This is a genomic window from Mesorhizobium sp. f-mel (assembly GCF_053850215.1).
Genome location: NZ_JBSPTO010000016.1, coordinates 14,497 through 33,043 on the forward strand (window position 1 = coordinate 14,497; position 18,547 = coordinate 33,043).

An 18,547-nucleotide genomic window follows, 5' to 3' on the forward strand; every position below is an offset into this window, starting at 1 on the left:
CAACAGAACCCTATTCGGCGGCTAATGTTGTTTGCATTTCCAGTTCATCCGTCGAGTCGGATGGCTCCTCATGGACGTCGTCTGCTGTTGGCTTGATCCGGAACCACGCGGCATAGAGCGCTGGAAGGAAGAGCAGGATCAGCACCGTGCCGATCGCCGTACCGCCGATCAGCGTATAGGCCATCGATCCCCAGAAGACAGAGTGCGTGAGGGGGATGAAGGCCAGCACGGCGGCAAGTGCGGTCAGGATCACCGGCCGCGTGCGTTGCACCGTGGCCTCGATGACGGCGTGATAGTCGTCGAGGCCGGCCGCCTGGTTCTCCTTGATCTGTTCGGTCAGGATCAGCGTGTTGCGCATCAGGATGCCGGCCAAACCAATCAGGCCCAGAATGGCGTTGAAGCCGAAGGGCTGGTTGAAGGTGAGCAACATAGGCACGACGCCGACGAGGCCAAGCGGTGCCGTCAGCATGACCATGGCCATTGTCGAGAAGGACCGCACCTGCAATATGATGACGATCAGCATGGCGGCGATCATGGCCGGAAAGACTTTACCCAGCGCCGTGTTGGCCTTTTCGGCCTCCTCGATCGATCCGCCCAGTTCGATGCGATAGCCGGCCGGAAGGGACGCGATCAGCGGCTGAAGGGCCTTCATGATCTGCTTGGAAACCTCCGGAGGCTGGGTCGCCTCGTTGATGTCCGAGCGGATCGTGATGACGGGCGTGCGATCGCGGCGCTTCAGGATCGGCTCTTCCAGGCGGATTTCCGAATGGCCGATCTGGTCGAGCGGAATCTGGCGGCCGTCCCGGCTCATCAGCGAGAAATCCGCCAGGCGTGCCGGATCCAGCCGCTCAGCCCCGGCGCTGCGTGCGACGACGGGGACATTGCGGATGTCCTCGCGGACCTGCGTTACGGGGATACCGGTGAGGAGGAATTGCAGTTGCTGGGCCACCTCGGCAGGCGAGAGGCCGATGAGGTTCAGCCGGTCCTGATCCGGGACGAAGCGGAGCACGGGCGTGCGGTTGCCCCAGTCGCGGTTGGCCTGCCGTACGTCCGGGACGTCCCGCATGATGTCGAGGGCCTTCTCGGAAATGCTGTAGAGTTGCACTGGATCAGGTCCCATGACCCGAAACTCGACCGGGAACGGCGTGTAGGGCCCGAACACAAGTTGGGTGACACGTACGTCGGCCCCGGGTGCAAGCCCTTGGGACACCGCCTCCCGGAGCCGGTGCTTCAATGCCTCGCGCGCCTCCGCGTCCGGTGTCAGCACGACGATCTTGGCGAAGGCGGGATCGGGCAATTCCGGCGCCATCGCGAAGAAGAAGCGGGGAGCGCCCTGACCGACATAGCTCGTGACGATCTCAGCCTCGGGCTGGTCGTCCAGCCAGCCTTCGAGCGTCTCGACCGTGGCGGTCGTCGTCTCGATGCTGGTGCCTTCCGGCAGGCGAACCTCCACCAGCACTTCGGGGCGGTCGGATGTTGGGAAGAACTGCTGTTTGAGGGAGCCCATGCCGACGACGGAAAGCACGAAGGCGATGGCGACAATACCGCTGATTACGAACTTGTGCCGCACGGCAAAGACGATGAGCCGCCGCAGGCGCCGATAGTTCGGTGTGTCGTAGATCGCGTGGTGACCGCCTTCGACCGGTTTGATCTCGGGCAGCATCTTGACGCCAAGATAGGGCGTGAAGATCACCGCGACGATCCACGAGACGATAAGGGCAAACCCGACGACCCAGAAGATGTTGCCCGCGTATTCGCCGGCCGTGGAGCGCGCGAAGCCCACCGGCAGGAACCCGGCGACCGTCACGAGCGTTCCCGACAGCATCGGCGCCGCGGTGTGGCTCCACGCATAGGCCGCCGCCTTGATGCGGTCCATGCCCTCTTCCATCTTCACCACCATCACCTCGATGGCGATGATGGCATCGTCCACGAGAAGACCGAGCGCCAGGATGAGAGCGCCGAGCGTGATGCGGTCGAAGAACCGGCCGGTTTCCAGCATGATAAGGAAGACGACCGCCAGCGTCAGAGGAACGGCGGCCGCCACGACGATGCCGACGCGCCAACCCATGCTGATCAGGGCGATCAGCAGCACCACGCCGAGCGCCATCGCGAACTTCATCATGAATTCGTCGACCGCCGAGGTAATGTTGACGGCCTGATCGCTCACCTTGTCGAGCGTCATCCCGAGCGGGAGTGTCTGTGCGATGGCCGCAGTTCTGTCCTCCAGCGCCTTGCCGAGCGCGAGACCGTCCCAGCCCTCCTGCATGACGGCTGCCAGCATGATGGTGGGCTCACCCTGGCGGCGGATGAGATATGTGGGCGGATCCTCGTAGCCGCGGCGGACCTCGGCAATGTCGGAGAGCTTCAGCGTCCGCCCCGAAGCGACGATCGGCGTGTCGGCGATCGCCTGGACGCTGTCATAAGCGCCGTCGACCCGGATGAAGACCCGCGGCCCCTGAGTGTCGATCGAGCCCGCCGGTGTGACGGTGTTCTGCCGCTGCAAGGCGGCGACGATGTCCTGTGCCGAGACGCCGAGGGTTGTCAATTTGGCGTAGGAGAACTCGACGAATATCTGTTCGGGACGCTCACCGAGGATGTTGATCTTCTTGACGCCGGGCACGTGCAGGAGGTCCTGGCGGATCACTTCGGCCTGCCTGGCCAGCTCACGCATCGGCATGCCCTTGGCCTTCAGAGCATAAAGGGCGAAGCTCACGTCCGAATATTCGTCATTGACGAAGGGGCCGAAGACGCCGGGCGGCAGGTTGCGGGCTTCATCCCCGAGCTTCTTGCGGGCCTGGTAAAACTCCTCCTCAACGGCGGATGGCGGCGTGTCGTCCCTCAGCGTGACCGTCATATAGGCATAGCCCGGCCGTGTGGTCGTCTCCACCCGGTCGTACCAGGTCAGTTCCTGAAGCCGTTTCTCCAACGGTTCGGCGACGAGATCCTGCATCTCGCGTGCTGTCGCACCCGGCCACGCCGTCGTGACCGTCAGGGTCTTGATGGTGAAGTTGGGGTCTTCCGCCCGCCCGAGCATGACAAACGCATAGGCGCCGGCCGCCACTGCCAAGAGGATGAAGAACAGGGTGACGGCCCGTTCGCGAACGGCAATCGCGGAAAGATTGAGGTTCATCACTTGCCCCCGCTTTCGGATGCAGTCCTGACTTGAGCGCCCTCCTGCAGGAGGTGAGCGCCGAGCGAAACAATCGGATCGGCAGAGTTCAATCCGGAGATCACTGCGGATTCACTGGTCACACGAACAAGCTGCACGGGCTGAAAGTGTACGGTCGAGGTGGCGCTGTCCAGGACCCAGACGCCGGTCTTCCGACCATCATCGAGCACAGCCCCGAGCGGCACCTGGACTTCAGGCTGACCGGCCTGGCTTGCAAGCCGAATGGTTACCGTCGCGCCAAGCGGTGTTGCCGCGGCCTCGCCATCAAGCACATAGCGGGCCTCGTAGGTACGGGTCTGGGCATCGGCGGAGTTCGATAACTGCCGGAGATGTGCTGCATAGCGACGCCCATCACCCCCATACACGCTGGCCTCGGCCACCGACCCGATCGCTGGCCGGATCGTTTCGGGAAGCGCGACCACCGCTTCGCGGGGGCCGGCCTGGGCGATGCGAACCACCGGCTGGCCGGCGGAGACGACCTGCCCCGGCTCGCCAAGCGTATCGACCACCGTTCCATCCGCGTTCGCCACCAGGACCGCGTAGGTCGCCTCGTTCTCTGCGACCTTCGCTTCCGCTTCCACGGCGGCAAGCTGGGCCGTGGCAGTATCCAGCGCGGCCTTTGCCTGCTCGTACCGCTGCGGGGTTGCAGCCAACTCCTTCTTGACCAGAACAGCGTAGCGCTTTTCGTCCGCGCTCGCCTGAACCAGGACAGCGCGTGCTGCAGCGACAGCGTTGCGCTTCGCCGTGAGCGAAAGGCGAAGGTCGGTGTCGTCGATCCGCATCAGCGGCTGACCGGCTTTGACCTCCTGACCGACGTCCACGAGCCGTTCCACGATCTTGCCTGAGACGCGAAAACCGAGATTGCTCTCGACCTTCGCTCCTATGATGCCCGTGAAGCTGCGTTCGGATCCGGCCACCGGAGCTGCCGTCGCCAACCTGACCATAGGGGGTTCCTGCCTCGGGTCGCCCACGGCGGCGGCTTCCTGCGTGGGAATGGCAAGTGTGGCGAACGCCACCGCCCCTGACACCGCGATCAAGACACCGGCTAACACCACACGATTCCGCTTTTTCATGCCCATCGCCTCCTCTCAAAAATAGATTGCATTCGCACTCTATATCCGATATAGATTTCGAACGCAATCTAAAAAAGGAATTCGACGATGCGTGTGAGTCGCATGCAGGCCGCGGAAAACCGCGAAACCGTGGTCAATGTGGCAAGCACCGCTTCTTCCGAGCGCCACCTCGCCGGGGCGGAGCCAAGCGATTCTAGCAACCTGCCGAGATCGATAGGAGAACAGATGCGACGGATTGTTGTTACAGGCATGGGAGCGGTCACGCCCCTTGCTGCCGATGTCGAAGCGTCGTGGTCGCGGCTCCTGGCCGGTCGCTCGGGCATCCGCAGGCTTCCGGACGATATGGTGGGAGATCTCCCGGCCAAGATTGGCGGGGTGGTTCCCTCGCTGGAAGACGATCCGGACGCTGGTTTCGATCCGGATGCCGTCCTGTCTGCGAAGGACCAGCGCAAGGTAGACCGGTTCATCATCTTCGGGCTCGCCGCTGCACAAGAGGCACTCGCGCAAGCAGGGTGGGCGCCCGCCTCGGAAGCGGATCGCCTGCGCACGGCCACGATCATCGCCTCCGGCGTCGGCGGGTTCCCCGCCATAACCGAGGCGGTGCGCACGGTCGACCAGCGCGGCGTCCGCCGTCTCTCGCCGTTTACGGTGCCGTCCTTCCTGGTAAACCTCGCGGCGGGCCACATCTCGATCCGCCATGGCTTCAAGGGGCCGCTCGGCGCACCGGTAACGGCGTGCGCGGCCGGCATCCAGGCGATCGGCGATGCGGCTCGCCTCATCCGCGCCAACGAAGCCGATATCGCCGTGTGCGGCGGAACGGAAGCCTGCATGAACATCGTCAGTCTCGGTGGGTTTGCTGCCGCACGCTCTCTTTCAACCGGCTTCAATCGGGCGCCGGCTCAGGCGTCACGGCCTTTCGACGTGTCGCGGGACGGCTTCGTCATGGGCGAAGGAGCCGGCGTGCTGGTGATCGAGGCGTTGAGCCACGCGCTGGCGCGCGGCGCGAAACCGCTCGCCGAGCTCGTCGGCTACGGCACGACGGCGGATGCTCATCACGTCACTTCCGGTCCCGAGGATGGCGACGGCGCGCGCCGAGCCATGGAGATCGCGATTGCCCAAGCCGGCATTTCGCCGGGTGAGGTTCGCCACCTCAATGCGCACGCGACCTCCACCCCGGTCGGTGACCTCGGGGAAATCGCGGCGATCAGAACACTCTTCGGCGCAGATTCCGCCATCGCTGTCAGCGGAACGAAGTCGGCGACCGGACACCTGCTCGGAGCCGCCGGCGGGCTTGGAGCGATCTTCACAATCCTGGCGCTCAGGGATCAAGTAGCACCGCCGACACTCAATTTGAGCGCGCCGGATCCAGCCGGCGACGGGATCGACTTCGTCGCAAACCAAGCCCGACCGATGGGAATGGACTACGCGATCGCCAACGGCTTCGGCTTCGGAGGCGTCAATGCCAGCGCGCTATTCCGGCGCTGGACGGACAAGTTGGCCGGTGCGGATACCAGAGGCGCTCATAGCTGACGCCCTCCGAGAAGGCGCTATGCGGCGGGAAAAAATGGCGCGCCAGGTCAGTTTGCCCCGCATTCGCATTCGACAAGAGCCTGCGTAAGGAGAACGGGCTGCCGGTCTGACGACATCGACGACATGCCGTGATGATCGGGTTCATCGGCACTGGAAACATCGGCGCCACATCGAGGCAGCACAAACCTGAAGCAATTGCTCTGGAGAACGTCCCGGCGATCGTTGGCGTAAGATAAGCGGCATGTTATGTTGCAGTGCGAAAGAGCAGGGGCCACGTCCTTTCACACCCGTAAGCGATCTGTATGTGCGACCCCTGCAGACTGGTCGGTATCTCGGAAACCTCCCGGGCATGGGGTTCGGGAATTCGATGGGGACAAGGGGCAATGCTTTACACGCTCGTTATGATGGTCTGCCTGACGGATGTGCCGCAGACCTGTGAACAACGCGAACAGATGGTGGACGGCCTGGCGATGAATCCCGGGACCGCCTTCATGCAGGCGCAGCCGCTGGTAGCCCAGTGGATCGAGACGCATCCCGGTTACTTCGTGCAGCGCTGGCGCGTGCTGCCCGGCCGAGGATCGTGAGAGCCGCCGCGAAGATCGAACAAAGGTTCTACTTCTTCGCGGCGAGCGTTTCCGAGACCGCCTTGGACAATTGATAAAGCCGCTGCTCGATGATCGTCGGCACTTCGCAGACGTAAGTCAGTGATTGTACGCGCTCATTGAAAATTCGCGTCGCGAATTTCAGCTGTTCGGTTCGCCGTTCGACCTCGTCGGGGTCCGCATCGGGCTTTGCCCGCAACGCATCGACATCGGACGCTTCCTTGCGCAACGCGGCGGCCATTTCGAGCTGCTTGTGGGCGTAACGGGCAATGCCTGAGATCACGTGAGAACGCTCGGCGTCCATGTGATCGAACATGCCTTGAACCAGCATCGCCATTTTCGGCGCAAGCTGCTCGGCCGGCAGCGAGGCGGCGAAATCCTTGATCTTCTTTTGGGCTTCGGCAATCGGTATCCGCCGGGCTGCTACCTCCTCGACCAGGGCGGAGATACCGGGGTCTTTCGACAAGTCCTTCGCCGCTGGCGGCAGCTCCGGCCCGTTCCAGATCTGGCCGAGCGAGAGTTGTGGCACCTTGCGCTGTATGCAAGGCCAGTCCGGATCGATGTTCGCCGCCATGGCGTTCACGCTCGGCGCGAGCATGGCAACCACAGCCAGGCAGCGAACAAGGCTCATTCGTGCCATCAGGCATTTCCTCCCGTGTCCTGTTTGCGGGTCATCAGGCCGCGCGAAGGGTCGTAGGCGATGATTGCGGCGGCAAGGAACAGCAGCGTGCAGCCGGCAACGACGCCCAGCGACAGCCAGTTAATCTGGCCGTAGAAGGCGAAGCGGATCAGTTCGACGGCATAGGTGAACGGGTTGGCGAGGCAGATTTTGTAAAGCAGCGGGCTCGCCTCCTGGATGCGCCACAAAGGATAGAGCGCCGGAGAAGCGAAATAGCCGGGAAAGATGACGAAGTTCATGATGCCGGCGAAGTTTTCGAGCTGCTTGATCATCGACGACAAAAGCATGCCGAGCGCGCAAAGCATCATGCCCGACAAGAACAACGCCGGCAGCACCATGAGATAGCCGATCGGCGGCGCCTTGACGCCCCAGAACCAGGCAACGATCAGGAACGCGTAGACTTGCGCGATCGATACGGAGACGCCGGCGAGCATCTTCGACACCAGCAGGAACCAGCGCGGGAAGGGGCTGACCAAAAGGGTGCGCATGTTGCCCATCTCGCGGTCATAAACCATCGACAGCGAAGACTGCATGCCTGAGAACAGCAGGATCATGCCGCACAAGCCCGGCGTGATGTAGACCTCGTAGAGCACGTAGGTCTTGTAGGGCGGGATGATCGATACGCCGAGCACCTGCCGGAATCCGGCCGCAAAAATGAACAGCCAGATGAGCGGCCGAACCAGCGAGGATATGAAGCGCTCGCGCTGGTGCAGGAAGCGCAGGCACTCCCGCAGGACGACGCCTTTGAGGCAAATGAGATAATGGCGCAGGCCGAATTTTTCGAACTTCACCGGGATGATGCCGGCGACTTTCTCGGGCATTGCGGGAGCGCTCATGGCGATATCTCCGCGATGCCGACTGCCTCGATGCGGCTGAGCCTCGAAAAGGCGTCGCGGATCGAACCGGCGCCGCTCGTCCTGACGACATCGGCAACCTTGCCCTTGGCGACCAGTTCGCCCTGCCGCAGCACGACGACATGGTCGCCGTCTTTAACCTCGTCGATCAGATGCGTCGCCCACAGCACGCCAATGCCCTCGGTTTCGACGAGCTTGCGGATGGTGGCGAGAATGCCTGCACGCGACTGGATGTCGAGACCGACGGTCGCCTCGTCGAGCAGCAGCAGGGAAGGGCGGTGGAGCAGCGCCCTGGCGATCTCGATGCGCCGCATCTGGCCGCCGGAAAGACTGCGTGCCTTGTCATGCTGACGGCCCTGCATGTCGACCGTATCGAGCAGCGCGGCAATGCGCTGCCGGGCCTCGCGTCCGCCGATGCCATGCAGCGCGGCGTGATAGGAGAGGTTCTGGTGGACGCTGAGATCGAGGTCGAGCGTGCGGGCCTGGAACACGATGCCGACACGCCTGAGTGCTTCGCCAGAAGCGCGGCTGACGTCATGACCGAAGATGCGGATCGATCCGCGGCGCGTGTCGTAAAGATGGCTGATCAGCGAGAACAGAGTTGTCTTGCCGGCGCCGTTAAGGCCGAGAAGGACGGTGAAGGTCGCCGGCGCGATCGAGAATGAGACGTCGTTGAGCGCCCGCTTGGGACCATAGGAATGGCTGACGCCGACGACGTCGAGCGCCGCCACCTCATCTCCTGGTCCGCTTGTCCTCACATGCTGCACGCAGCTGGCTCCTTGTCGTCGACGATAGTCTAGCGCACCTAAGTCTAGCGCACCTAGCGCACCAGGAGTCTAGCGCACCGGGCCCGATCGCGAAGGTCCCGCTTTCCGGTGATCCTACTTGATCGTGATTGTGCCCTTCATGCCTCTGTCGGCGAGGTCGGGCACCGACCATGTGTAGATGCCGGGCCTGACGGTGGTGAACTGCACCTGGATGGTGCCGTCGGCGTCGAATTCGAGCCACGCGGGTGCGCCGTTCATGTGCACCTCGAGGTCATTGATCACGATCTGGTTGTTCCACACATTGCGGAAGAGGTCGGTATGGAATTTGTACTCCAGCCCGCCCGCCGCGGTGATCTTCCAGCGATAGCCCTGGCCGGCAATCAGCTGGAAGTCCTTCTGGTTGGCGGTGAACTGGTCTTCCTTGCTGCCGAGGATAAGTTCCGGCACGTCCTTGCTGGCCCGGGTTGCCTTCTCGGCTTCGGGGCTGGCGTCAGTTTTGGTGGCCGCACCGGCGTCGTCGTCATTGTCCTGCGCCCATACCTGGCCCTGCGTGAGTGCCATGCCGACCAGCGCAGCGAAAGTGACGGCCCGAAATTTCCGCATGATTTCCTGCCCTTCTGCTGTTTTTCTGTCTGTTTGATTCAATTGAGTTGATTCAATTGGGCGAGACGACGACGCCCCATGGCAGCGCGCCGACGGTCACCGACTGCACCGGCTCGTCAGTCTCCACGTCGATGAAGGTGATGTCGTTCGACACGCCGTTGGTCGAGATGATGGTTTTCTGGTCCGGAGTGAAAGCGAGCTGCCAGACGCGTTGGCCGACCAGCACGTATTTCTCGACCTCGTATGTCTGCGTGTTGATCACCGCGACGCGGTTGGCCGGTCCGAGCGCCACATAGGCTTTCTTGCCGTCGGCGGTGATGCGCACACCGACCGGCTGGATCGATTCGGCCCTCAGGCCGGCAATCTCGAAGGTGATCTTCTGGACAACTTCGCGCGTTTGATTGTCGATCACCGAAACAGTGCCGCCGATCTCGGCAGTCACCCAGGCCTGCTTGCCGTCGGGGGTGAACTCGACGAAGCGCGGACGCGCATCCACCAGCACGTTGTCGGTGATCTCGTGGGTCGACGTATCGATGAAATGCGCCATGTTTGTCGTTTCGGACGTATTGATCATGATCTTTCCGTCCGGGCTGACGCCCATGCCTTCCGGTTCGACACCGACCGGAATTTCAGCCAGCACCTTCTTATTCTCGATGTCGATGACGGTGACGAGATTGTCGTCCTCATTGGCGACATAAAGCGTCTTGCCGTCAGGCGAGAGCACGAAGAGCTCCGGGTCGGGCCCGGAGGGCAAGGTATCGACGATCTCCAGCGACGCCGTGTCGATCACCTCGATCGAATCGTCGTCGCTGGCGCAGAGATAAATGTGCTTGCCGTCATGCGAGATGGTGATGCCGCGCGGACGTTGCCCGACATTGACGGTCTTCACCACCTGCATCGTCGCGGTGTCGACGACGGACATCGTGTTGTCCTTCTCGTTGGAAACATAGGCCATGTAGGCCGACGCTGGGCAGGCCATGAAGCCGGTCGCGAGAATGGCGAGTGCGCAAGCTCGTCTCTGCACTGAAATTCCTCCCAATTGGTTCTACTTAAGCACGCATTTTGTTTCGGGTTCATCGACCCCGAGCGTATCGAGCTCCGACACCTGGTGCAAAAAACCTTCCTGCGGCGACGTCGAGACGACCGACCTGTTGTCGCCGAGGAAGATCGGCTGCCGCAACTGCTGGTTCCACTTGCGGAAAGTCAGTTTCTGCCCCTTGAACGCGGCGATCGAAAAATCGTCGGAGCGGATGAAGTCGGCCATCTTGCGCGGGTCGGCACCTTGCGTGCGGGTCGCCGCCTCGCCGAGGATGCGCACCGCGGTCCATGCCGCCATATCCTTCGACATCATGCGGCGGCCGTTTGCCTTGGCGAAGCGGTTCTGGATCTGGGTGCCGCCCCATTGCTCGCTGGCCGGATGCCAGGCCGACGGGGTGAGCCCGGCGGTGCCGGCGACCGGCCGCGGAGTCCAGGTGCGGAACGGAACATAGGTGCCGAACACCTCGCTTTCGTCGGCGACCAGCAACACATCGTGCTCCGGCAGATCCTGGGTGAAGACAGGCATCTGCCGCTGGATTTGGACGACGCCGGAATCGGTCCGCCGTGCCGTTCCGGTATCCTCGAACAGCTTTTCGCCGACGATCTCGCCGCCGAAGCGCGTCGCCGCCCGGCGCAGGGCCTCGGCAAAAAGCTGGTCGCGCTCGTGCGAGCCGTAGATCAGCACCCAGCGCCGCCATTGCTTCCAGACCAGATATTGCGCCAGCCCGTCGGCCAGCATGCTGCGCGTCGGGATGGTATGGAAGATGTTGGCGCGGCATTCCTCCTCGCGAAGACTGTCGTCGGTGGCGCCGGCATTGAAGATCAGAACGCCGTTGTCGCGGGCAAGATCGGCGATCGACAGCAATTGTTTGACCGGGAGGTCTGCGATTACGTAGCGGTCGCCTTTGGCGATCATTTCCTGGAAGGCCGCAACGACATCCGCGTCCGGCTTTACCTCGATCACGTCGAGGCTGAATTTCTGGCCGAGGAAGCTGCCGGTCGTGTTGTTGTCGGCAATCGCGACATTGCCGCCGGCAACGCCTTCATCGCGGGGCGGGACGTCGAGCACCGACAAAGCGAGTTGCGGCGCATAGGCGCGTAAATAGCCTATCTTGATTTCGGTCAGCTTTTTTTCCGGCTTGGCCGTTGCGGCCGGTTGCTTGCCCGTCGCTTCCTGGGCCAGCGCGCCCGGAACGTTGACGGTCAGGGAAAAAAAGCACAAAAAGGCCGCGAGAGTGCCCGGCACCGCGCTCGTCATCGATAAAATTACCCGTTCTTGCGCTAAAGTCCGATTGTTGCCGGACCGGCGCGAAGTCAAGGTGCCCGTGATGAGCTTAGCTGACCCGCAAATTTTATCAAACCCTGAAAGTGGACTTCTCGCGTCTGCTTTAGTGGCATGCCTGCTCGCCGGAAGCGCAACTGAGCAGATTTCGGTATCCGGACCCGAGAGCGCCCTGTCCCTCATGCCGGAGAAAGTCTTCCAATGACCAGAATGCTGGCCAGTGTCACCGGCGTCGACGAGGCGGAGATCGCGCTTTCGGGTGGCGTCGACATCGTCGACCTGAAGGATCCGAAGGCGGGGGCGCTGGGCGCGGTATCCACGCAAACCATCCGCCGGACGATTTCATTCATCGCCGGCCGGGCGCCGGTCAGCGCGGTCTGCGGCGACCTGCCGATGGAACCGGAGACGATCCGCGGCAAGGCCGAAGAGATCGCCGCGACCGGCGTCGATTACGTCAAGATAGGCCTTTTCCCGTCGGAAAATGTCTCCGCCTGCGCGGCGGCGCTCGAGCCGCTCGCCGCGCGAACGAAACTGATCGCCGTGCTTTTCGCCGACCTGGCGCCGGATTTCGAGCTTCTGCCGATGCTTGCCAAACATCGCTTCCATGGCGCCATGGTCGACACTGCGATCAAGGCAAACGGGCGGCTGCTCGACCATCTGCCGCCCGAGCGTATCCCGGGTTTCGTCGATCGAGCCAAATCGCTCGGTCTAATTGTTGGCCTGAGCGGATCGCTGGAAACCCCTGATATCCCGCGCCTGCTGCCCTTCGCTCCCGATTTTCTCGGCTTTCGCGGGGCACTGTGCGGCAACTCCGGCCGCGTGGGTTCGATCAGTGCCGAGGCCGTTGCGCAGATCCGCGAGTTGGTCCCGGAAGAATCCCGGGCCGGCGGCCCGTCGAGCGTCGACTACCGCCTGCTGGCGGCGAGGGGCTATTCGCCGGGCACCGACCCGACACTGGGCACCGACAAGATCTTCGTGCGGGACTTTGTCCTGCCGGTTCAGATCGGCGCTTACAGCTTCGAGCACGGCCATACACAGAAGGTGCGTTTCGACGTGACCGCCGACGTGCTGCAAGTCACCGACCATCCCGAAGACATGCGCCATGTGTTCTCCTACGACATCATCATGGACGGCATTCGCACCATCGTCGCGCGGGGCCACGTCCAGCTCAGCGAGGCCTTGGCCGAGCAGGTGGCGACCTACATTCTGGAGAACCCGCGTGTCGTGCGCGTCACGGTAAGGGTGGAAAAACTCGAACTCGGCCCAGGCGGCGTCGGCGTCGAGATCGAACGCAAGCGCCAAGCGGCAGGCCGCGGCGTCGCCTCCGGCCCTGCCGGCCGAAAGGGTCAAATCGCTGCTTCCCAGCCGCGACAAGCAAGGCCTGAGGCCATCAGGCGAGCCGCCGTCAAGCCGTCCGTCGTCAAGCTTGGCGGCAGCACGGTCCATGCGGCGGAAATGGAAAGCTGGATCGCGGCGCTGGCGGGTTCCAAGCTGCCTATCGTCATCGTGCCCGGCGGCGGCCTCTTCGCCGACCAGGTGCGTGAGACGCAGTTCCGGATGGATTTTTCCGATACCGCTGCCCACGCCATGGCGATCCTCGCCATGGAGCAGTTCGGCCAGGTCATACTCGACCGTGACGAAAGGCTGGCGGCGGCACGGTCGCTGGAAGAAATGGTTCGAGCGTTGAATGAAGGGAGGGTACCGGTGTGGCTGCCGTCGTCATTGGCCCTGTCGGCGCCGGACATTCCAGCGTCCTGGGACATTACCTCCGATTCCCTTGCCGCCTGGCTTGCCGGCAAGCTCGGCGCGAATACGCTGCTGCTGATCAAGCAGACCGGCGCCTTCTTCGGCAGCGACACGATCGACGGCCTGGCAGTCAGAGGCATCGTCGATGCCAGCTTCGCCGCTATGCTGCCCGACGGCGTCGATTTCCATCTCGCCGGTCCGAAAGATGCAGCCGAAGCCGGGGCGCTGCTCGCGTCGGGCAATCTGCCCGGGATCCGGATCGCGGCTCCGATCCGGTCGGCAAGAAAAGCAGGGTAGGCGATGGCGACGCTGCATACGCCGCGCTGGGCATGGGTTTTGACCGGTTCCGGTCATTTTTTTACGGAGAGCTTCGCACTCATTCACCAGATAGAACATTGCGATGTCTTTGTGTCGAAAGCCGCCAACGAAGTGCTGCGCATGTACAAGCTCAAGCTCGATTTCCCGGAGACGACGCGCGTCCTGCACGACAAGACGGCGAGCGCGATCCCGGTCGGCGAATTCTATCACGGTGTCTATCACACGGTGGTGGTGGCGCCGGCCAGTTCCAACACGGTTGCCAAATGCGTGCACGGCATTTCCGACACGCTCGCCACCAACGTCTTTGCCCAGGCCGGAAAATGCCGAGTGCCGGCCATCGTCTTTGCGTGCGACACCGCGCCGGAACTCGAAACCATGGCGCCGCATGGGCTTGTCAAGGTCTATCCGCGCAGGATCGACCTGGAGAATACCAACCAGCTGAAGAGCTTCGAGCGGACCCAGGTGGTCGAGTCGCTTGCCGATCTCGAAGCTTCGGTCAGACGGCGCCACGCCGAACTCGTAAGCCATGGCTGAGCGGCTGGTCTTTCTTACCGGCCACCTGGCCAAGGTCCGGCTGGAAAGGCTGCTGGCCGGACTGGGCGAAACCGAATTTGCGTGGGAGATCATCGACATCGGCGTCAAGGTCGCGGCGCTGATGAGCGAAGACATCATCAAGCGGCGGCTCAGCCTGACAGGCGGCGGCGACCGCGTCATCCTGCCCGGCCGCTATCGCGGCGACATCGAGCATCTGTCGAACCATTTCGGCGTGCCCTTCGTACGCGGGCCTGACGAGATCGCCGATCTGCCGGCCTTTCTCGGCCGGGCGGGCGAGCCGCCTGACCTTTCGCGTCACGACATGCGCATCTTCGCCGAAATTGTCGACGCGCCGATGCTGTCGGTCGAGGCGCTGGTGGCGAGGGCACGGACGCTGGCTGCGGCCGGTGCCAACGTCATCGATCTCGGCTGCCTGCCGGAAACACCGTTTCCGTTATTGGATGAGGCCGTGCTCGAGCTGAAGACACAGGGATTTCTGGTCAGTGTCGATTCGGCCAGCACGGACGAACTGTCGATCGGCGCACGCGCCGGTGCGGACTATCTTCTCAGCCTCGATGAGAACACGCTGCCGTTGGCCTTCGATTGCAAGGCCGTACCAGTGCTGATCCCGTCCACCCCCGGCGACCTGGATTCGCTCGGCCGGGCCATCGAAGCGGCGCAAAAGGCCGGCGTCGCCTTCATCGCCGATCCCGTGCTCGACCCGATCCATTTCGGCTTTGCGATGTCACTTGGCCGCTTCATCGAGGCGCGCCGCCGCTGGCCCGACATCGAACTGCTGATGGGCACCGGCAATCTCACCGAATTGACCGACGCCGACAGTTCCGGCGTTACCGCGGTTCTGGCCGGGCTCTGCTCGGAACTTCAGATCCGAAACGTGCTTGCCGTGCATGTCAGCCCGCACACGCTGCGAACGATCGAGGAGCACGATGTTGCCCGCCGCATCCTGTTTGCGGCGAAGAACGACGGAGCGCTGCCGCGCAGTTACCATCCAGGGCTGCTGCAGGTTCACGACCGCAAGCCGTTCACGGCCTCGACCGAGGATATCGCAGCGCTCGCGGCGGAGGTGCGCGACAACAACTTCCGCATCATGACCGCCGAGGACGGCATTCATGTTTTCAACGGCAAGGGGCATGCAGTTTCCAGGGATGCGTTCGAACTCTTTGCCGGGCTTGGCGTTGAGGCTGATGGCGCGCATGCGTTCTATCTCGGCGCGGAACTGATGAAGGCCGAGATCGCGTGGCGCCTCCGCAAGCGCTACGTGCAGGACGAGCCGCTCGCATGGGGAGTTGCCGCGCCGGCTCCCGAAATCGACCGCACCCGTCTTGCGGAGGCGGGCCACACGCTTCGCGCGAAGAAAGAGCGCTAAACCATGCCCTACATTCGCGAATCGATCATCACCACCGTCAACAAGACCGGCGATGTCCACATCGCGCCGATTGGCATCATCGCCGAGAAGGACGGCTGGGTCATCGCGCCGTTCCGGCCGTCGATCACGCTCGACAATCTCGCCGAAGTGCCGTTCGCCATCGCCAATTACACCGATGACGTGCGTATCTTTGCCGGCTGCCTGACCGGGCGCAAGCTTTGGCCAACCGTTGCGGTCGACGGGTTTCCGGTGCCGCGGCTCGAGGCGGCGCTCGCGCATTCTGTCCTCGAAGTCGAAGGTATCGATGACGATGCTATGCGACCTCGCCATTTCTGCCGCGTGGTGGGGGAGGAAACGCATGCGCCGTTCACCGGCTTCAACCGCGCCAAGGCGGCGGTGCTGGAGCTGGCCATCCTGGTCAGCCGGCTCGGCATGCTGCCGCGCGACAAGATCGAGGCGGAAATCAACTACCTTTCGATTGCCATCGAGAAGACCGCCGGCGAGGGCGAAAAGGAAGCCTGGGACTGGCTGATGCAGCGTGTCGGCGATCACCTGTCGGTCAAGGAGTCCAGCGGTGATGAGGTACGGGGCTGAGCCGGATATGCTGGGTAAGCGTCCGGGCTGACGCGTTTTAGCATGGTACGCGGTGGCGCTGATCTCAAACGGCGGTGGCGCTGATCTCAAACGGCGGTGTTCGACCCTTTGCGGTCATTGAGCCCGGTATGCACGATGACCGGAGTGGGGCCGTGTCCGGACTGTCCGGTTGTAGTCACAGAGATTGGGAGAAGAGACATTCGGGCGAACAATGATGAGACGGCCACTGGACATGACGGAATCCACTAAGCATCCTGCTGCGATTTTTGATGTCTAGGACAGGTATTAATGTGCTGGGATAGTCGCCCGAACGGTTTGCGTGAGGGAACATGGCGTTGCGACCCGTTGCAGATCCGGCCTAGCCGTGCATCTAGTACGAGAGGGCAAGCCTCGCATCGCGGGACCAATAGCATTGGCTAAGCCCCCTATCGTCGCCGAGCCGCAGCGTGTGTTTGTCGCTCTTGCCGGCGGCGGCGCCAAGGGTCTGATTCATGTCGGCGCGCTGCGGGCATTGGAAGACCGCGGCGTCGCATTCTGTGGCCTCGCGGGAACATCGGCGGGTGCGATCGTGGCCGCGCTCAAGGCGGCCGGATTTTCCTCCCGGGAATTGCTCGACCCGGACGGCGGGCCGACGCTGATCGATCAGCTCAGCGAGATTGATCCCGACTTCACCCGTGCGACCGACATCTTCGGGCGGATTGGATGGGTGCGCGTTTTGATGTTTCGGTGGGCGTCGGGGCATAGCTGGATCGTCAAACTCTTCGCGATCGCGTTTGGAGTGGCCGTTCCGGCGGGTCTCATCATCGCGGGCACGACCCGCTCGACGCCAATAATCGTCGGAGCAGCGCTTTTGGTCGTCGCGCTGGCTGGTCTTGGCTTCCTTGGAGCGCGTTTTCTGATCGGGGGGCTTGCCGATGTTCGGCGCTTTCAGTCCGCTCTGGGGACGCTTCTTCAGCGCAAACTCTACCCAGACGAGCCTGACCGCATTGTCACCATGGCCGATTTCGGACGGGAGGGACGGCCCACCCTAAAGATCGTCAGCGCTAACCTCAGCAAGCGTAGCCTCCAGCTCTTCTCTCCGGATCGGACCCCAAAGGTTGCCGTTGCCGACGCGGTTGCGGCGTCCATCTGCTTGCCGATCATTTTCGAGCCGTGGCGGATTGGTACCTCTACATTTGTCGATGGCGGCATCGTTTCCAATCTCCCCGCCTGGCCGTTCGACGAGGAACGCGAGCTCGATCCGCGAGCGCTGACGATCGCTGTCGAAATTGCCGACACGTCGAATGCGCCGGTCGTGCGGCGCTTCAACTGGATTCCTTCCGCCATTCGCACCGCCTTGTTCGGGTCGGGTGAGCTCAATCTCCGCGTGTCTGGGCAGGCCGAGCAGCTGGTGCTCGAGAGCAGTATCAATCTGCTTCAGTTCGATCTCGACGTAGAGCAGGCGCGACAGGAAGTGCGGGACGGCGAAGCCGCCGCCAGCGTCAGGCTCGACAAGCGTCTCTTTCGACGTCCGGAGCTTTATAGCAACGCCTGCGAAGTGACGCGAGGCCTGGCGGAAGACGTCATCGAATCCGCTCTGGAGATTAGAGCGAAGCGCGTTCGCGTCGCGATCGCGGTACCTGATCGCGACTACCACCATTCCCTGCGTCTGCGCTTCTCGACCGGCTACGAAGAGCATGCGGACGAGGGGATGTTGGTGCCGATCGAAGGCTCAGTCCTCGGCGAGGCATGGGCATCGCAAGAATCCCGTTTCGAGCTCGCTCCCTTTCCCGAGGAGCTCGATCTGCCCGGCGACGCCAACCGGCTGCGGCGTAAGCTCCGCTGGCCGAAACTGGCATGGCAGTTGTGCATTCCTATATTAGACGAGAATGGCCGGCCGCGCTTTGCCGTCCATATCGGCGGTGACGCGAAACTCGAACCCGATGAGCGGCTCGAGATTGCTGTAACCGAGATTGAAAACGCTGTGAACGAGTTCTTTCGTCTGATAATACAGGAGCTGTTCGAACTGGAAGATAGCGATGGCTTGGAAGAGCACCACCTTTAAGTCCGCTGCAAATGGTAGGTTCGTGACGAAGGCTGGCACTGCGTCCAAAGCTGCGAGCACGACTGGAGATAAAGTGACGGGCGCGAAGTCATCCGGCGGAAAAACCGTGGGATGGAAGACGGTTAAGGGCGGGGGGTCTGGTGCAAATAAGACTGCGGGTGATGCGAAGCAGGCAAGTTCGCAAGCGGTCGAGAAGCATCGGAGCGCCATGTCGGGCGTCATCCTGGAAGCCAAGAAGATCGCGGAAGATCGCCGCGAAACCCTGAAATCGATCAAGGATCCCGATCTCAAGCGCAGTGCAGCGCGTTAGATCCGCGGTTCCGCGCT

16 protein-coding genes are annotated in these 18,547 nt (G+C 62.7%); 8 read left to right on the forward strand and 8 right to left on the reverse strand.

Features of this window, described 5'->3' with window-relative positions:
• Positions 1-10: 10 nt before the first annotated feature.
• Both ACWUKX_RS19415 and ACWUKX_RS19420 read right to left on the reverse strand, forming a co-directional pair.
• Positions 11-3,130: an efflux RND transporter permease subunit gene (locus ACWUKX_RS19415; RefSeq protein ID WP_456008470.1), complete on the reverse strand. Its 3,120-nt coding sequence runs from the start codon at positions 3,128-3,130 to the stop codon at positions 11-13.
• Positions 3,130-4,242: an efflux RND transporter periplasmic adaptor subunit gene (locus ACWUKX_RS19420; RefSeq protein ID WP_456008471.1), complete on the reverse strand. Its 1,113-nt coding sequence runs from the start codon at positions 4,240-4,242 to the stop codon at positions 3,130-3,132. The genes ACWUKX_RS19415 and ACWUKX_RS19420 overlap by 1 nt, the downstream gene beginning before the upstream one ends.
• A 225-nt stretch (positions 4,243-4,467) precedes the next feature.
• Between ACWUKX_RS19420 and fabF the strand changes: the two genes are divergently transcribed.
• On the forward strand, positions 4,468-5,772 hold the full coding sequence (gene fabF, locus ACWUKX_RS19425; RefSeq protein ID WP_456008472.1) for a beta-ketoacyl-ACP synthase II: 1,305 nt from the start codon (positions 4,468-4,470) through the stop codon (positions 5,770-5,772).
• A gap of 383 nt (positions 5,773-6,155) precedes the next feature.
• Positions 6,156-6,356, forward strand: a complete 201-nt coding sequence (locus ACWUKX_RS19430) for a hypothetical protein (protein ID WP_095518885.1) — start codon at positions 6,156-6,158, stop codon at positions 6,354-6,356.
• A gap of 28 nt (positions 6,357-6,384) precedes the next feature.
• Here ACWUKX_RS19430 and ACWUKX_RS19435 read toward each other — a convergent pair whose 3' ends face one another.
• The 6 genes from ACWUKX_RS19435 to ACWUKX_RS19460 all read right to left on the reverse strand — a co-directional run bounded on the left by ACWUKX_RS19435 (position 6,385) and on the right by ACWUKX_RS19460 (position 11,573).
• On the reverse strand, positions 6,385-7,014 hold the full coding sequence (locus ACWUKX_RS19435) for a hypothetical protein (RefSeq protein WP_456008473.1): 630 nt from the start codon (positions 7,012-7,014) through the stop codon (positions 6,385-6,387).
• Positions 7,014-7,874, reverse strand: a complete 861-nt coding sequence (locus tag ACWUKX_RS19440) for an ABC transporter permease (RefSeq protein ID WP_456008565.1) — start codon at positions 7,872-7,874, stop codon at positions 7,014-7,016. The genes ACWUKX_RS19435 and ACWUKX_RS19440 overlap by 1 nt, the downstream gene beginning before the upstream one ends.
• A gap of 11 nt (positions 7,875-7,885) precedes the next feature.
• Positions 7,886-8,674, reverse strand: coding sequence for an ATP-binding cassette domain-containing protein (locus ACWUKX_RS19445; RefSeq protein WP_456008474.1), 789 nt, complete (start codon positions 8,672-8,674; stop codon positions 7,886-7,888).
• A 114-nt stretch (positions 8,675-8,788) separates the two neighbouring features.
• On the reverse strand, positions 8,789-9,277 hold the full coding sequence (locus ACWUKX_RS19450) for a hypothetical protein (protein WP_456008475.1): 489 nt from the start codon (positions 9,275-9,277) through the stop codon (positions 8,789-8,791).
• A 52-nt stretch (positions 9,278-9,329) separates the two neighbouring features.
• Positions 9,330-10,256 (reverse strand): YVTN family beta-propeller repeat protein, encoded by a 927-nt coding sequence (locus tag ACWUKX_RS19455; RefSeq protein ID WP_456008567.1) that lies wholly within the window; start codon positions 10,254-10,256, stop codon positions 9,330-9,332.
• A gap of 66 nt (positions 10,257-10,322) precedes the next feature.
• Positions 10,323-11,573 carry an ABC transporter substrate-binding protein gene (locus ACWUKX_RS19460; protein WP_456008476.1) on the reverse strand — a complete coding sequence of 417 codons (1,251 nt, stop codon included), beginning with the start codon at positions 11,571-11,573 and terminating at the stop codon, positions 10,323-10,325.
• Between the two features lie 225 nt (positions 11,574-11,798).
• On the opposite strand from ACWUKX_RS19460, the gene ACWUKX_RS19465 reads away from it, so the two are divergent.
• The 6 genes from ACWUKX_RS19465 (at position 11,799) to ACWUKX_RS19490 (ending at position 18,530) form a co-directional block, all read left to right on the forward strand.
• On the forward strand, positions 11,799-13,640 hold the full coding sequence (locus ACWUKX_RS19465) for a (5-formylfuran-3-yl)methyl phosphate synthase (protein ID WP_456008477.1): 1,842 nt from the start codon (positions 11,799-11,801) through the stop codon (positions 13,638-13,640).
• Positions 13,641-13,643: 3 nt separating this feature from the next.
• Positions 13,644-14,195 carry a flavoprotein gene (locus ACWUKX_RS19470; protein WP_456008478.1) on the forward strand — a complete coding sequence of 184 codons (552 nt, stop codon included), beginning with the start codon at positions 13,644-13,646 and terminating at the stop codon, positions 14,193-14,195.
• Positions 14,188-15,582 carry a DUF6513 domain-containing protein gene (locus ACWUKX_RS19475; protein WP_456008479.1) on the forward strand — a complete coding sequence of 465 codons (1,395 nt, stop codon included), beginning with the start codon at positions 14,188-14,190 and terminating at the stop codon, positions 15,580-15,582. The genes ACWUKX_RS19470 and ACWUKX_RS19475 overlap by 8 nt, the downstream gene beginning before the upstream one ends.
• A 3-nt stretch (positions 15,583-15,585) precedes the next feature.
• Positions 15,586-16,176: a DUF447 domain-containing protein gene (locus ACWUKX_RS19480; protein ID WP_456008480.1), complete on the forward strand. Its 591-nt coding sequence runs from the start codon at positions 15,586-15,588 to the stop codon at positions 16,174-16,176.
• 448 nt (positions 16,177-16,624) lie between these two features.
• A complete protein-coding gene (locus ACWUKX_RS19485; RefSeq protein WP_456008481.1) occupies positions 16,625-18,220 on the forward strand; it encodes a patatin-like phospholipase family protein in 1,596 nt (531 codons plus the stop codon).
• Positions 18,221-18,293: 73 nt separating this feature from the next.
• Positions 18,294-18,530: a hypothetical protein gene (locus ACWUKX_RS19490; RefSeq protein ID WP_456008482.1), complete on the forward strand. Its 237-nt coding sequence runs from the start codon at positions 18,294-18,296 to the stop codon at positions 18,528-18,530.
• The last annotated feature ends 17 nt before the right edge of the window (positions 18,531-18,547 follow it).

Bases quoted from the DNA above. Each gene is read 5' to 3' on its own strand.
- ACWUKX_RS19415 (WP_456008470.1), bottom strand. From the start codon at position 3,130: ATGAACCTCAATCTTTCCGCGATTGCCGTTCGCGAACGGGCCGTCACC.
- ACWUKX_RS19420 (WP_456008471.1), bottom strand. From the start codon at position 4,242: ATGAAAAAGCGGAATCGTGTGGTGTTAGCCGGTGTCTTGATCGCGGTG.
- fabF (WP_456008472.1), top strand. From the start codon at position 4,468: ATGCGACGGATTGTTGTTACAGGCATGGGAGCGGTCACGCCCCTTGCT.
- ACWUKX_RS19430 (WP_095518885.1), top strand. From the start codon at position 6,156: ATGCTTTACACGCTCGTTATGATGGTCTGCCTGACGGATGTGCCGCAG.
- ACWUKX_RS19435 (WP_456008473.1), bottom strand. From the start codon at position 7,014: ATGGCACGAATGAGCCTTGTTCGCTGCCTGGCTGTGGTTGCCATGCTC.
- ACWUKX_RS19440 (WP_456008565.1), bottom strand. From the start codon at position 7,874: ATGCCCGAGAAAGTCGCCGGCATCATCCCGGTGAAGTTCGAAAAATTC.
- ACWUKX_RS19450 (WP_456008475.1), bottom strand. From the start codon at position 9,277: ATGCGGAAATTTCGGGCCGTCACTTTCGCTGCGCTGGTCGGCATGGCA.
- ACWUKX_RS19455 (WP_456008567.1), bottom strand. From the start codon at position 10,256: ATGGCCTGCCCAGCGTCGGCCTACATGGCCTATGTTTCCAACGAGAAG.
- ACWUKX_RS19460 (WP_456008476.1), bottom strand. From the start codon at position 11,573: ATGACGAGCGCGGTGCCGGGCACTCTCGCGGCCTTTTTGTGCTTTTTT.
- ACWUKX_RS19465 (WP_456008477.1), top strand. From the start codon at position 11,799: ATGACCAGAATGCTGGCCAGTGTCACCGGCGTCGACGAGGCGGAGATC.
- ACWUKX_RS19470 (WP_456008478.1), top strand. From the start codon at position 13,644: ATGGCGACGCTGCATACGCCGCGCTGGGCATGGGTTTTGACCGGTTCC.
- ACWUKX_RS19475 (WP_456008479.1), top strand. From the start codon at position 14,188: ATGGCTGAGCGGCTGGTCTTTCTTACCGGCCACCTGGCCAAGGTCCGG.
- ACWUKX_RS19480 (WP_456008480.1), top strand. From the start codon at position 15,586: ATGCCCTACATTCGCGAATCGATCATCACCACCGTCAACAAGACCGGC.